The 12693-nt window shown below is 57.5% G+C and carries 12 protein-coding genes and 1 tRNA gene; 6 read left to right on the top strand and 7 right to left on the bottom strand.

The genetic code is table 11. The annotated features are described in order from the left end of the window. Nucleotides 1–29: 29 nt before the first annotated feature. Together ACZA91_RS08210 and ACZA91_RS08215 are read right to left on the bottom strand one after the other, a co-directional pair. Nucleotides 30–1208 carry an RNA-guided endonuclease InsQ/TnpB family protein gene (locus tag ACZA91_RS08210; protein WP_463186409.1) on the bottom strand — a complete coding sequence of 393 codons (1179 nt, stop codon included), beginning with the start codon at nt 1206–1208 and terminating at the stop codon, nt 30–32. Beyond that, nucleotides 1111–1686, bottom strand: a complete 576-nt coding sequence (locus ACZA91_RS08215) for an IS607 family transposase (protein WP_463185988.1) — start codon at nt 1684–1686, stop codon at nt 1111–1113. Before ACZA91_RS08215 ends, ACZA91_RS08210 begins: the two co-directional genes overlap by 98 nt. A gap of 93 nt (nt 1687–1779) precedes the next feature. Here ACZA91_RS08215 and ACZA91_RS08220 point away from each other — a divergent pair, with 93 nt between their 5' ends. Further along, a complete protein-coding gene (locus ACZA91_RS08220) occupies nt 1780–2079 on the top strand; it encodes a 2Fe-2S iron-sulfur cluster binding domain-containing protein (protein WP_099534830.1) in 300 nt (99 codons plus the stop codon). A 133-nt stretch (nt 2080–2212) separates the two neighbouring features. After that, a complete protein-coding gene (locus ACZA91_RS08225) occupies nt 2213–3979 on the top strand; it encodes an FAD-dependent oxidoreductase (protein ID WP_463186410.1) in 1767 nt (588 codons plus the stop codon). A 102-nt stretch (nt 3980–4081) separates the two neighbouring features. Here ACZA91_RS08225 and ACZA91_RS08230 read toward each other — a convergent pair whose 3' ends face one another. The 5 genes from ACZA91_RS08230 to ACZA91_RS08250 all read right to left on the bottom strand — a co-directional run bounded on the left by ACZA91_RS08230 (nt 4082) and on the right by ACZA91_RS08250 (nt 8082). Beyond that, nucleotides 4082–5020: a polysaccharide deacetylase family protein gene (locus ACZA91_RS08230; protein WP_463185991.1), complete on the bottom strand. Its 939-nt coding sequence runs from the start codon at nt 5018–5020 to the stop codon at nt 4082–4084. 55 nt (nt 5021–5075) lie between these two features. Then, nucleotides 5076–6224 (bottom strand): hypothetical protein, encoded by a 1149-nt coding sequence (locus ACZA91_RS08235; RefSeq protein ID WP_463185993.1) that lies wholly within the window; start codon nt 6222–6224, stop codon nt 5076–5078. A 93-nt stretch (nt 6225–6317) separates the two neighbouring features. After that, nucleotides 6318–7229, bottom strand: a complete 912-nt coding sequence (locus ACZA91_RS08240) for a hypothetical protein (RefSeq protein WP_099534827.1) — start codon at nt 7227–7229, stop codon at nt 6318–6320. Further along, on the bottom strand, nt 7222–7386 hold the full coding sequence (locus tag ACZA91_RS08245; RefSeq protein WP_190533564.1) for a hypothetical protein: 165 nt from the start codon (nt 7384–7386) through the stop codon (nt 7222–7224). The genes ACZA91_RS08240 and ACZA91_RS08245 overlap by 8 nt, the downstream gene beginning before the upstream one ends. 27 nt (nt 7387–7413) lie before the next feature. Then, entirely contained in the window at nt 7414–8082 is a 669-nt protein-coding gene (locus tag ACZA91_RS08250) for an Npun_F0813 family protein (RefSeq protein ID WP_099534826.1), read from the bottom strand. Nucleotides 8083–8688: 606 nt separating this feature from the next. Here ACZA91_RS08250 and ACZA91_RS08255 point away from each other — a divergent pair. From ACZA91_RS08255 to ACZA91_RS08270, 4 genes are all read left to right on the top strand, one after another. Continuing rightward, nucleotides 8689–8761 (top strand) — tRNA-Arg (locus tag ACZA91_RS08255). Between the two features lie 263 nt (nt 8762–9024). Next, complete coding sequence (locus tag ACZA91_RS08260) at nt 9025–9765, top strand: EndoU domain-containing protein (protein WP_463185997.1); 741 nt, start codon at nt 9025–9027, stop codon at nt 9763–9765. A 175-nt stretch (nt 9766–9940) separates the two neighbouring features. Beyond that, nucleotides 9941–11392 carry a class I SAM-dependent methyltransferase gene (locus ACZA91_RS08265; protein WP_463185999.1) on the top strand — a complete coding sequence of 484 codons (1452 nt, stop codon included), beginning with the start codon at nt 9941–9943 and terminating at the stop codon, nt 11390–11392. A gap of 1019 nt (nt 11393–12411) precedes the next feature. Then, nucleotides 12412–12678 carry a hypothetical protein gene (locus ACZA91_RS08270; RefSeq protein WP_199291370.1) on the top strand — a complete coding sequence of 89 codons (267 nt, stop codon included), beginning with the start codon at nt 12412–12414 and terminating at the stop codon, nt 12676–12678. Nucleotides 12679–12693: the final 15 nt, after the last annotated feature.

Here is a 12693-nt window from a genome sequence, read left to right on the forward strand (position 1 = left end):
ACTGACCGATACTTTTTTGCTAACGGATGCTAACAAATGCATAAGTTGAGATGGTCTCTCAACCAAGGCGTATCAACCAATGCCCGCAGGAAAATCCCACGAGCACCATTCAGATCCCGATTCATTGACCGCCCATCAACTTTCGACTTGATGACCCGAGAGCCGCCAATCTTGACGATTTCACCTGTCCACGAAACGGTTTTAGAGGTGTAGGCTTCGTTGATATTGGTCAAGGCAATCTTGCCCAATTCCCAAGCTTTCCACTCCAGATGTTTCTTGAACTGGTAATGTGATAGGGTCAACATTTGCCGCACGGTTTTCGACTTGATCTTGCGACGTGATTTGCTCACCATTTGAGATGATTCAAAACTGGGCAGCAAAATTACATCAAAGTTTTCAGTCAGGAACCGTGCGGTTTTGTGGTGAAGTTCTTTCACCAGATGTTGCACCTTGGAACGCAGGCGATCGGCAGCTTTCTTGAGGCGGCACTTCTGGGCTGATTTAGCCTTGGTAATTTTGGAAACCAGGCGATCCAGCTTGAAGCACAGCTTTTGAATCAGCAAGTTCGAGTCATTGCCAATCCATCCGTAGGATGACTCAGCAAAGAAGGTCATGAATGTGCGAACACCGGGATCTAAGGCAACCACTCGCCCTTGGTTTTCGGACTGAATGGGTTGCACTTCTGTTGAGGTGATCAGGTAATACTCACCGTAAGCAAGTGTCAACCGACCATCACTGAAGCCATCAGGAATTGATTCTTTCAGGGTGGCTTTCCCCAAGATGGTGTGGTAAACACCGTTTTCACTGATGGCTGATTTGGGGATGTAGATCGTTTGTTGCCGATCTTTGCGACTACGGAAGCGACATTTGCGAATTTGTCCGTCTTTTTTGAAGCTTTTCTTGGCTTCCCGAACGGCCGTGCAAGCGTCTTTGACCGCAATCTTTTTGATCTGATAGGGAACTGGCTTGGCCCATTCAGGAAGCGCACCCAAGATGATGGGCGCAACTGCCATCCAATTGGCTGTGGTTCCCGGCTCCTGAAGGTGCTTGATCGTGGTGTTGTAGACGTATCTCGAAACGCCAAACCATTGCTTCAGGAGCGCTTTTTGATCAGGGTTTAGGAAGATTCGGATCTTCCTGGATCGCCTTGCGGTAGCTTCTGAGTCCGGGCATTCGACGAGAGAAGAGGTGAAGGATGGCGAGCAGATCCGCTGTGAGTTCGGATTCTGGGCAGTGAACAGATTGGTCAAGAACCATGAGTTCGCCACCGTTTTGTTGAACCATGAACTCGAACAACTCGAATCCGAATCGACACAATCGGTCGCGGCAGGCAACCACAATTTGGAGTTTATCGCCACGCATGAGTCTGACCAGTAGGGATTGCAATCCTTTCCGCTTGAAATTGAGTCCCGATCCGATGTCTGGGATGATTTCGGCATTGGGGTAGCGATCGCGCATGAACTGGACTTGTCTTGCGAGATCGTCTCGTTGCTTGGCAGAACTGACGCGGCAATAGCAAACAACGGCAGATCGAGTTGCGTTGCGTCCATACGACTCAACGTTATAAAGCCGCTGTCCCGCTTCGTTTCGGATGGTTTCGATCTTCCCTTCATCTGCGTACTTTCTTAGCGTATTTGGATGCAATCCCAGAAATTCGACCGCTTTTCTGAGAGGGATGTATGCCATATCTAAATATTGGCATACGTTAGCGAACGTTAGTAAATTAATTACTGTTGATCAACCCCACTGCCCAACCCCCAAACCGCCGCCATCCGCCCTATGGAGATCTCTGTTACCTTTTTGCCCGATCAAGTCACCGTCTCAGCCCAACCGGGCGAGATGCTGTTAACCGTGGCCGATCGCGCCGGGGTTGCCATTCCCACGGGTTGCCTGATGGGGTCTTGCCATGCCTGCGAAGTGGATTGGGCAGCGCAACCATTACCCAGCCCCGATCGCCCTGATCCGTCAGCGGCCCCCGACCGTTCCGAAGACCCCCAAACCGTTTGTGCTTGCATCAGTGCCGTACCCACCGGAATCTCAGCACTGACGGTCAATTTGGGCATTGATCCCACGTGGTAAGGTTGGGCAGTTGATCTGCTCGGAGTAATGCTCGGTGACCACGGAACGCTTCCCTCAGACAGCGATTGAGGGTTTTGCTCTCCCCTTGGGGGCGGTGTCCCCGACCCCTGATCCGCTGCCCCTAGACAGCCCCATTCTCGACAATTCGATCGCGGAAACCGATGTTTTGGTGGTGGGTGGCGGCACTGGGGGAACGGCGGCGGCCATCCAAGCGGCCCGCTGTGGGGTGCGGGTGCTGTTGGCCACGGAGTTTTCCTGGTTGGGCGGAATGTTGACGGCGGCGGGGGTCTGTGCGCCGGATGGCAATGAATTGACGGCCTTACAAACGGGTCTCTGGGGGGCATTTTTGCAGGAGTTGGCCCAGCGCCAACCCCAGGGACTGGATTGGGGTTGGGTCAGCTTTTTTACCTATGAACCGGCGATCGGGGCGCAGATTTTTGCTGATTGGGTGGCGGCCCTGCCCAATTTGCGTTGGGTTTCCGGAGTGCGGCCGGTGTCGGTGCAGCGATCGGGCGATCGAGTCACCGGGGTTACCTTTGACTCGGGGTTACAGGTAACCGCCCAGATCACGATCGACGGCACGGAATTGGGAGATCTGCTGGCCCTGGGGGAGGTTCCCTATCGTTGGGGTTGGGAGTGGCAAGACCAATGGCAAGAACCCACGGCCCCGGCGGGGCCCACGGCCTTGACCGAACGATTTCCGGTGCAGGCTCCCACTTGGGTTTTTTATCTTCAGGATTTTGGCCCCGAAGCGATCGCCCCGGAAATTCCCTGCCCCGCTGACTATGACCCCACCCGCTACCAAGCAGCCTTTGCGGGCTATGCCAGTGCCCAGCGCGTGTTGGACTATGGGCGGATTGCGGGCGATCGGTTCATGATCAACTGGCCCCAGGCCGGCAATGACTATGGGGATGACCTCGATCGCCTGGTGGGGACAGCGGCCGATCGAGCAGCGGCGCTCCAAGCAGCCTACGATCGCAGTTTGGGATTTGCCCACTGGTTACAACAAACCCTCGGACGGCGCTATGGCTTGGCCGATCATCTCTTTCCCGACACCGGAGCCTTTGCCCTATATCCCTACTTTCGGGAAAGCCGCCGCCTTCAGGGATTGGCAACGGTGACGGAAAACCAGATCTTGCCAGTGGTCGGAGGCTGGGGAGCGGCCCTGCCCCGAGATCCCCACAGCGGAGCCAGCAGCGCGATCGCCTATGGCAACTATCCCAATGATCACCACTACCCCGGGGAGGTCTTTCCCCTAGCGCCCAAATCACTTCGATGGGGTGGTCGCTGGACGGGGACGGCCTTTGCGCTGCCCTATGGCTGCCTGGTGCCGCAACAGGTCGATGGGCTGTTGGTTTGCGACAAAAATATTTCTGTGTCCCACATGGCCAACGGAGCCACGCGCCTCCAACCGGTGGTGTTGGGGTTGGGTCAAGCGGCGGGGGCGGCGGCGGCCCTTTGCGTTCAGCAGCATTGCCAACCCCGATCGCTGCCGGTGGCCGCTGTGCAAACGGCCTTGCTCCATGACCCACAGGCTCCGGCGGCGGTGATTCCCTGTTTTGGCCTCACGCCGGATCGCGATGATTGGCGATCGCAGCAGCAGCACTGGATTGCCCATCCCCAAGCCTACGAGCAACTGCTCACCCAGGAGCATCCCCTGAATCTGATTCCACCGCCGGAACCTTCAGCCACCTTGGGGTTCACCGGTCAGTTTCAGCGGCGCGGCCCCCAGGACTATGCCCTAGAAACGGCCTTGACCCCGGAGCCAATTTCTCTGGTGGCGCTCCATCCTTGGGTGAATTACCACCTTGGCCAACTGGAATCCGGTAGCTCGATCGTTCTGCGAGGGCGCTATAACCCCTCTGGCCCTTGGATCATTGTGGAGGATCTGCCGGATTAGGGCCGGGAGCAATGGCGGAACTTTGCGATCGGCGACCCAACGATCGTCGATCGACAGATACCGGCCACCGAACCCAGTTCATACCTTAAGGTGTCGCGGGCCTCAAGGTTTTGCGGGGTTTGGCCCTGGCTCCAGGGGATGGCTTGCCCAGGGGCCACCACCGCTGGGTTTTCCCGATCGCAACAGTTCCCCCAAGGTCACCAGGCGATAGCCCCGAGCCTGGAGGGTTGGAATAATTTCACCCAGCGCCGCCACGGTGCGATCGCGGGGCTGATGGGTCTTGAAGCTGCCGTCATGGAACAGCACAATGGAGCCGGGCTGCACCCGCTGCAACACGCCTTGCACCAAATCCGCCACTGAATTGGCCGGGTCATAGTCACCGGAATCCACTTCCCACATGGCCAAGGTGCGCCCCGATCGCCATAGCCAGTAGGGCAAACCAAACCACCGCTTACCCAAGGGCGGCCGCAGGGCGATCGGCCCCTCAGCCCCCGCCGCCCGCAGTCGTTGATCGGTTTCGAGGATTTCAGCGGCAATTTCCCCCGGCCAACGCAGGATCAAATTCCGGTGTGAGTAGGAATGATTGCCCAACTCATGGCCCCGTTGCACCACCGATCGGGCTAAGGCCGGCTCCCGATCGATCTGCTGACCAATTTCAAAGAAAGTGGCCTTCACCCCAAAGCGATCCAACACCTGCAAGACCTGCTCCGTGTAGGGCGATTGGGGCCCATCATCAAAGGTCAGGGCCACCAGCGGCTCCGTGGTGAGCACCCGCCGCACCCCAAATAAAGGAAAACTATGGGCCACCGGCAGCACTGCCCCATACCAAAGCCCATGGGCCACCAGCAGCAACAGCGCCACCATCACGCACAGGGATTGAATCCAGGATGTCCAGTGGGATCGGCAATTTTGCCGCCTGCGCCCATGGTCAACCCCCTGCCCGATCGATGCCGGTTTGTTTGTCCCGGATTTCAGAGGAGTCCCCTGCTCCGATGGTTCAGACCAACCGGCAGGCTGATTGGGCTGCTGCTCCGTCTTCACGGGATGGGCGCTCCACAGACTTGAGGGGGGCAATCAAGAAATTCGGCAGCCAGGCCTACAGTAAGTAAACCTGCCCATCGATTAACAGGTGAGTGATGCCCTTGGCCTGGAGATAGGGGCCTGTTTTCTGGAACAGGTCATTGGCATCGGGCACTTTAATGATGCGCTGATTGCGAGCTGAAAATCGCCGCGCCACGCGATGGTTGTCAAAGACCGGTAGGGTGCGACTGGCGGCTTCTTGGGGTGGAATTTGCCCCAATTCTCGAAAATCTTCTAAGGGACGGGCCACTAACTCCGCTGCTCGATCGATCACGAGATAGCAGGGGTTGGGGATCCGTGAGGTTTCCAGGGGCATGATTTCGATCGGTTGATCCGGATTGGCTCCGCGCCCAAACATGGCGGCAATGCCCGCTTCACCGTCATCATCCCCAAATTCAAAATCATCTTCGTCCAGATCCAGATCGTCATCATCTAGATCTAAGTCGGATCCCAGATCCGCATCGTCGGCTTCTTCTGCGCTGGCTTCGTTGATCTCGGCCACGACAGGGCCACTACCTTTGCGCCGCCGATTCGATCGCCCCCCTTTGCCATTGGTGCTGGTGGTCGCTTCTGCCTGCTTTTTCACCGGCCGGCCCACCCGCGACGATCGCACCTCTTCCTTGGCCTCAGCTTCTAACTCCGCAACAACCTCGGTCAAGGGTTCCGCCGCAGCAGTGGCAAAGGCGGTTTCAAACAGCGGCAGGGTTTCCATGGCGGGGAGTTCCATGGGCTTGGCCGGCGTTGGCTCCGGGGCCGCGACGGACTCCGGCAGCACAGATTCCGACAACTCCGAGGCTCCACTGCGCGATCGACGGCGCACCCGTCTTGAACCCGTTGTGCCGTCGGTCGGTTCCGCTGATTGGTTGGAGATTGATCGCCCGCCCGATCGCCCGCCGGAGTCCACCATGGGATCCACCTGGGGCGGCTGGGGATCCAATTCCAGCATCGGAGCTTCCGGTGCGGCAGTGGCCACAGGCGGGGCGATCGGGGCCGGGGCTGAAACCGGCGCAGGAACTGGCTCTTCGGCCGCCAACTTCAAAATTCGGCCCACGGTTGAAGTGCTGACTCCATAGCGCTGCCCCAGGGTGGCCATGGTGTGGCCGCCCTGGCGATAGAGCGTAATCAGTTCGTATTTTTCGGAATCCGATAACTTGGGAGGAGTCATGCCCAAACCTGGGGAATTGTGCAAATGCCTGCGGACAGTTCAGGGCTCCAAAGGATGGTCGCCACCGCCCGGGGCCAGCGACAACCTTGAACCCTAGTTAGCCGCTCCCGATGAGCGCCGACGGGCACTACGGCGCGATCGCGTCGAAAGATCGTACTCCAACACGGCACCGATGCCAAACAGCACGCCGCTGAAGATCCAGAACACTTCCAGCAGGCTACCGCTTTCATAGTTGCAAATGTTGGCCGTGGCGTACTTGAACCACATATCCGCAATGTAAAGCGAAATGGAGGCCGCCGCAATCATCCGCCAAGATTGGGCCGATCGCCCGCCCCAAAAGGCCAACAGCAACGCCGAAGCCAACACCAGCAGCACAATATCGCCAACGGTATAAACCGGCAAAATATAGTCTGCAATCGGCGAGAGGGCCCCTTGGATCTGCTCAGCCCAGGCCGGCACATTGGCCACGGACTCGGCGGTGCGTTCCGGGCAAGCGGCCTCGCCCAAAACCAACGGCGAGAAGGCGAAGGCAGTCCCCGCCAGACCAATTCCCCCGATCGTCAGCCACTGCCACAGTTCCAAATTCAAACGCCGGGGCAACACCGCCAACAACAGCCCGATCGCCAGGGAAGCATAGGTGACGATGTAGAACAGGTCACCGGGACTCACATCCGGCTCAATCCCCAGACCAATTTCCCAATAGCTGAACAGTAAGTTGCCCAAACCATAGCAAAGCATTCCCAACCCAATCAGTAACCAAACCGTCCGGCCACTGAGGATTTGATTGCTGCGCCAGTTCCGAAAGCACACCAGCGCCGCCCACAGATAGGACGTTGTTTCCAACACTGAAGTGGCAATGCTGTACCACTGGGGCAGGGTTTCCCCTGACGGAGTCACACTGAAAAACAGAAACACCGCCAAGGCAACCAGAGACCAAGAAACAGCCCCGATAATTAGGTTGCGCGATGAAAACAGTTTTGGCGATTCGCTCGCAGTCTTAGTCATAGGGGTTGGCTTCAAAAGGTTCTAAAAACCAGGAGGTGACGATCTCATGAGGGACACAGACCACCGCAGACCGGGGATGGATCGCCCAACATCCCTGAGCCTGGAGCCGTCGATTGCAGTTGGGCATTCGATCGCCCCCATTGCCCCAGACGGCCATGGCCATTCGGTTTAGCGCCGCCCAAGGCTAGCGCCAGAGCTTGGCCGCGGGCGATCGCCCCAGCCAGTCCATGAATTCCGAACGCTCGCCCGCGTCCATCTCCTGCAACGCATCAAACGCTCGGCTGGTGAAATTGGTATTGCCAAAATAGCCTTTACCCAGCGTGTGCAGTTCCTGTAGCAACCCCACGATTTGCAATTCTTGCCAGGGCGGCAAGGCCGTTTCAAAGGGGTTCACTTCCAAAATGTTGCTCACGGCCGCCTGGTTGTCCAGCCCTGGAAACTGGAGCCGCTTGAACACCTCGCCAATTTCCTGGCGAAACTTTGCGCCCTGGCGTTCTCCCAGCAAATCTTCAATGTCGAAGTACACCGCCTGGAGCAGCAGCATCCCCGCCAGCACATAGGACGACTTCGCCGCCCCGCTGTCGCCTGCGCCAGCGTCCGCGACTCCCAGGCGATCGAGCCGCACCTTGCCCCACACACTGAACCGATCCGGCTCTTCCAGCAGGACGCAAGCTTTCCCTCGGTTATCCGTCAGATCTCGCCACAAGGCCCGCGCCTCTTCCGCCTGATTTGCGCTAAAAACATTCAGCAACGTGAATGTTTGACCCTGATAGCTCAGGATCGGAATTTGCTGATCTTTTTCGGGATGCCGGACGTTGGAAATATCCACGTCTTGCCGCTTCAGAATAAACATGCGTTATTCAAAGAACTCATGCTTGGAGCTACGCCATCCAAACCAGAGGCCACAGGGCTGATCTAGCTTGAACTCATGCAGTCGGTCAACCAGAGCTGCTCCAGAAGCTAGCCCCAGCAAGGTCGTGAGGGCTGCATAGACAGCTTCCCAACCGGTGAACTGAGCCTGCGCTGGGCATCATTCTAGCCCAGGGCCCTTAGCGTAGAGCTATTGGGGGATCTAGGGTCGAAAATCAACTTTGGTCTCTCAAGTGTACCCCGCGACCTTCTAAAAACTGGCTCTTGGCGGAATTGCCTCTGAATGGATGTTCTGAGGGTGGGTTGATCACTCCCATCAACCTCCTCAACGGCCTTGCTTGGGGTTAGGTTAACTCGATACAATTCGTAAACCTTGAAAGGCGGCCAGTCCGGGCGTGTCATCCTGAATCGCGGATGAAACCCACGCCGCCGCGATCGAGCCGGAAGCGCCCTGATGACAGCATTCGTTGGCGAACTGTTGCAATCAAGAGAAGCAATGGTTTTTTCAAGGCCCTGGGAACTTCCGCCGATGAATTTTCCCCGGGTTGTGTGTGGGAATTTTCACGGAAATCTCTACAGATCTCAGTCTGGGTGCGTAGCTCAGTGGATAGAGCAGCCGCCTTCTAAGCGGCCGGTCGCAGGTTCGAATCCTGCCGCACCCGTCCTCTGTTCGAGTCTTTAACTTGTGTGGCAAGAGCTTGCTGAGCAAGGGGTTAATCAACGGCGAAATAGCAATCCGGCAAAAGTCAGGAAAGCAGCACAAAGACGGCAATAACAGAACAGAAGCGCAGCGGGAACCCGGCGAAAACCCACCGGAAACTCGGCACAAATCCGGCACAAATCCAGCGAAAAACAGTCACCGGCACAGCAACCACACCAACAATCAATACAGACAATCAATACAGACAACACAGACAACACCAACATGACTCAGCCGTTGAATCAGCCAACGATCGGGAAAACTGCCTCCTCCTCGGCTTACCGCAAAGGGCGATCGCGCTGGAGTCTGGTGCTGGCGGGAATTGTGGCCCTGGTGCTGGCGGTTCCCGAGGGCCAAACCGCGGCCCCCAAACTGGTGAGCTGCGATCGCCTGCCCCACTGGAGCAACTTTGCCAGCGGCCCCCAGGTGAACCAACCCCATATTTTTTGTGGTGAATTTAGCAACGGTCGGCCCAAGGGGTTCCATTCCCGACCGGGCGGCACTAATCCCCGCACGGTCGCCCGGTTTCAAGTGACCCAACCACCCAACCGGCGAGGGATCTATGGGGTGCGCTGGAGCCATGGGGCCGATCCCAGTCGGGAGAAGTTTTCCACGATGTTTCCCGATCGCTGCTCCCAAGCACAGGTGTTGGAATCGATTCGCTATGCGGCTCGCAATCAAATTAGTTGCCCAGGGGGCGCGCCCGATTGGGCTTGGTGCGGTTATAACCGGCCTGGCAACCGATCGACCTCGGCCCAAGCGGTGGTTGCGCCGGTTGCTCAACTGATGCCCGCTGCGCCTGGGACAACCGCCTTGGCACTCCCTCAAGATCCTTCGGCGGCGGAAAATTCCCCGATCGCCCAAGCCAGTCGGTTTTGCGAGGCCAACGATGGGCAACGGTTTGTAATTGCAGGGGCGTTTGTGCGGGGGCGCAATCAAATCAACACGGCTTTTCCCCTGCGCTAGGGTACAGGCCCGGGCGCATGATGAGTTCCCGGGCGCATGATGATTCGCGGTGCAGATATTTGCCGGGCAGAACTTGCCGGGCAGAACTTGCCGGGCAAAGTTTGCAGCGCAGAATTTGCAGCGCAGAACTGCCCTTGCGTTATTTGTGGCTCGCGGTTTTTACGGATGGTTTTCCATGGCGGATTCTGTTGTTTCTTGCTTTGAGCAGGCCCAAGCGGCGATCGCAGCGGGCCAGGTCGATCGCGCCGGTCAGTTATATTTGCAGGTCACCGACTTCCTAAAACCCCAAGAGCATCGTCGTTGGGGCGAACTGTTCCAACAGGCGGGCCAGTGGGATTGGGCGGAAGCCCTGCTGCGTCGCCTCGCTCGACAGCACCCCACCATGCCCGAGGCCTGGACGGATTTGGGAACCCTGTTGGTCAGTCGTGATCAGCTTCCGGAGGCGCAAACCTGCTTTGCCAAGGCCCATCGCCTGCGGGACTGGCCCGAAAGTGGCGATCGGGGCTATTGGTTTTCCCGGGACTGGTTTTCCAATCAATTGCCCAACTGGGTGAACTGGGTGCAGCCCTTGGCCGATCGGGGGCCGGTACAAGCTTTGGAAATTGGCAGCTTTGAAGGGATGTCTGCCTGCTGGTTGCTCGATCGCGTCCTGCTGAATCCGGAAGCAAGGCTCACCTGCATTGAGCCGGAAATTCGTCCCATCCTGCGGGACAATCTCGATCGCACCGGTCGGGCCCCGCAGGTCACCCTTCTGTCTCAGCTCTCTTGGGAAGCCCTGGCCCAGCTACCGGTTGATCACTACGACCTGGCCTACATTGACGGTTGCCATGCGCCTTGGGTGGCCTTCCGCGATGCCGTCATGACCTGGCCCCTGGTGAAGGTGGGTGGGCTGGTGGTGATTGATGACTATCGTTATGTGGGTTTGCCGGAAGATTGCCCACAATTCGGTGTGGACTTGTTTATGTTGCTGTTTACCCACTGTTTTGAGGTGGTTTTCAGCGGCTATCAGCTTTTTTTGCGCAAAGTTCGCGATTGGCAACCCCTCACGGCTCCCTGGCAACGGGCGGCTGAGGCCACAACGGATCCGCTGCTCTTGGATGCTCTGGCTTGGGCCTTGGCGCGATCGCACCAGTGGGATGCGGCTCAACAACTCTGCGAGCGGGCGATCGGGCTGGCTCCCCAAGTGGCGGCTCCCTATCTCACCCTGGCGGAAATTTGGGCCCAGCGCCAGCCGGAGTTTAGTGATCAAGACCTGGCGCACTACGGGCCCTTGACCCGATCGCTAGTCCAGATCTTTGGCCACAGTCACCCTGGCTTTGCCCTCAAAACCTTGCCTGTCGGCACTGGCTACGATTTGGAACCCCTAGTGGCCTATCTGCAAGCCCTGGAAAAGGATACCTACTGGCATGAACCCATTGCGAATCTTTTGACGGTTTTGGAGCGACAGGGGAAACAACAGGGAATGTCGCAAGCCATGGCTGCTTGGCTCGATCGGCTGCATCATCCCCCGGCGGGCGGCTTGGCCTTGCCCCACCGCCCCGATCTTTGGCGCTTGATTGGTGACCTGGCGATCGACTCCAACAATGCCACCGCCGCCGCATTGGCCTATCGGTGCGCTCTTCATTAGCACCCAACCCCGGCCTGGAGCCGCCAAAACCGCCAGCCCTTGCCAATTCACAGCAACGGCTAGTCATCGACCCTCATGAGCCAGACCCGAAGTGATGTTTAGGCGATCGCCCCACCCAGGTCTCCATTCACCCGGCCCAGCCAGACCCAGCCAGACCAAACCCGCCAAAAAGTGATGATCACCACACCCAAATCCGGAAACGGGTCGCTAAACTGAGATCCGACGATTGCGCTCGATTGCTACCATTTCCATGGCGACCCGATTGAGTTGCGCTGCCCAAGGAACTTTTTCCGAAGAAACTTTTTGGGAAGACAGTTCGTCAGGGTTCAGCAAATTTGGCAAAAAATTTGAGGAATTTGCCTAAATCGCCTTGAAAAACGGCTGATTGCTGTTTTTTTCACTTTCCTCAGCCTTGAGCACTCTCCCTTACCTTGCCACTGCTCAATCTACGCTTAGCTTCTACGCATCTCAATTAGGTTCTCCTTAGTCTCCCTGCGTCGTTTTCTTTCCTGTTTTCGTCCGTAATTGTGACCGGTTGCGCAAGTTGGGCGGAGCAAAAGCTTCGTTCCGGAACCTGAGCCGTTGTTGAAACCAGGCTGCGATCGCGATCGACCCTCTGGCCCTCGGAATGGGAATCAAGGCTCATGGCTGCGGTCAGGAGCGCACTCAGCCATGGGCCTTAGATGCACGCTCGCTCAATCACTCCACGAACCAGCAACCCAGCATCAGTCTTGGTTGTGGGCTTTGGTCTCGATGGATCTCAACTGGATCTCGATCGGCCGTGACTGAATTCCAGCCTGGCTGAATTCAAGGGCTGGTCAGTCCATTGGGGGAGGGGGTTTCACCCTGTGACGGCGATCGCACCCAAGCCCTGTTTTGATCTCAGGGGATGACGCTCAAGATCCATGCGGGGTCAGCGATCGGTCACTTCGCTGATTAGACTTTCCCCCGATACTAAAAACTGTGGCAACCGGAAACTTCCCAGATCCTTGCAGTCGTTGAGTAGGTCTCAAAGCAACATGACTTCCATTCGCGAGATTGTGTCCGAAGCGTTAGCTCATCAATACCTGTCGATCGAGGCAGAGGAATCCCTGCGCCAACTCATGCGCGGGAAATATGGCCCCGATGACTTCGAAGCGTTTATGGCCCTTCAGCGGGCGTTTTTGTCAGGAAGCTTGCGCCAAGAGTCCCGTGAACGGTTATTGGGTCAGCAAAATTTCACGATCGCGGCGGTGGCTGACTCGATCGCCCCGGCCTGCACCGCCCGCGATTTATCCTACGCCTAGACTCTCGGTTTCAGT

It is taken from the genome of Limnothrix sp. CMB-01 (assembly GCF_055193175.1).

Bases quoted from the DNA above. Each gene is read 5' to 3' on its own strand.
- ACZA91_RS08215 (WP_463185988.1), bottom strand. From the start codon at position 1,686: ATGGCATACATCCCTCTCAGAAAAGCGGTCGAATTTCTGGGATTGCAT.
- ACZA91_RS08220 (WP_099534830.1), top strand. From the start codon at position 1,780: ATGGAGATCTCTGTTACCTTTTTGCCCGATCAAGTCACCGTCTCAGCC.
- ACZA91_RS08235 (WP_463185993.1), bottom strand. From the start codon at position 6,224: ATGACTCCTCCCAAGTTATCGGATTCCGAAAAATACGAACTGATTACG.
- ACZA91_RS08240 (WP_099534827.1), bottom strand. From the start codon at position 7,229: ATGACTAAGACTGCGAGCGAATCGCCAAAACTGTTTTCATCGCGCAAC.
- ACZA91_RS08245 (WP_190533564.1), bottom strand. From the start codon at position 7,386: ATGGCCGTCTGGGGCAATGGGGGCGATCGAATGCCCAACTGCAATCGA.
- ACZA91_RS08250 (WP_099534826.1), bottom strand. From the start codon at position 8,082: ATGTTTATTCTGAAGCGGCAAGACGTGGATATTTCCAACGTCCGGCAT.
- ACZA91_RS08260 (WP_463185997.1), top strand. From the start codon at position 9,025: ATGACTCAGCCGTTGAATCAGCCAACGATCGGGAAAACTGCCTCCTCC.
- ACZA91_RS08265 (WP_463185999.1), top strand. From the start codon at position 9,941: ATGGCGGATTCTGTTGTTTCTTGCTTTGAGCAGGCCCAAGCGGCGATC.
- ACZA91_RS08270 (WP_199291370.1), top strand. From the start codon at position 12,412: ATGACTTCCATTCGCGAGATTGTGTCCGAAGCGTTAGCTCATCAATAC.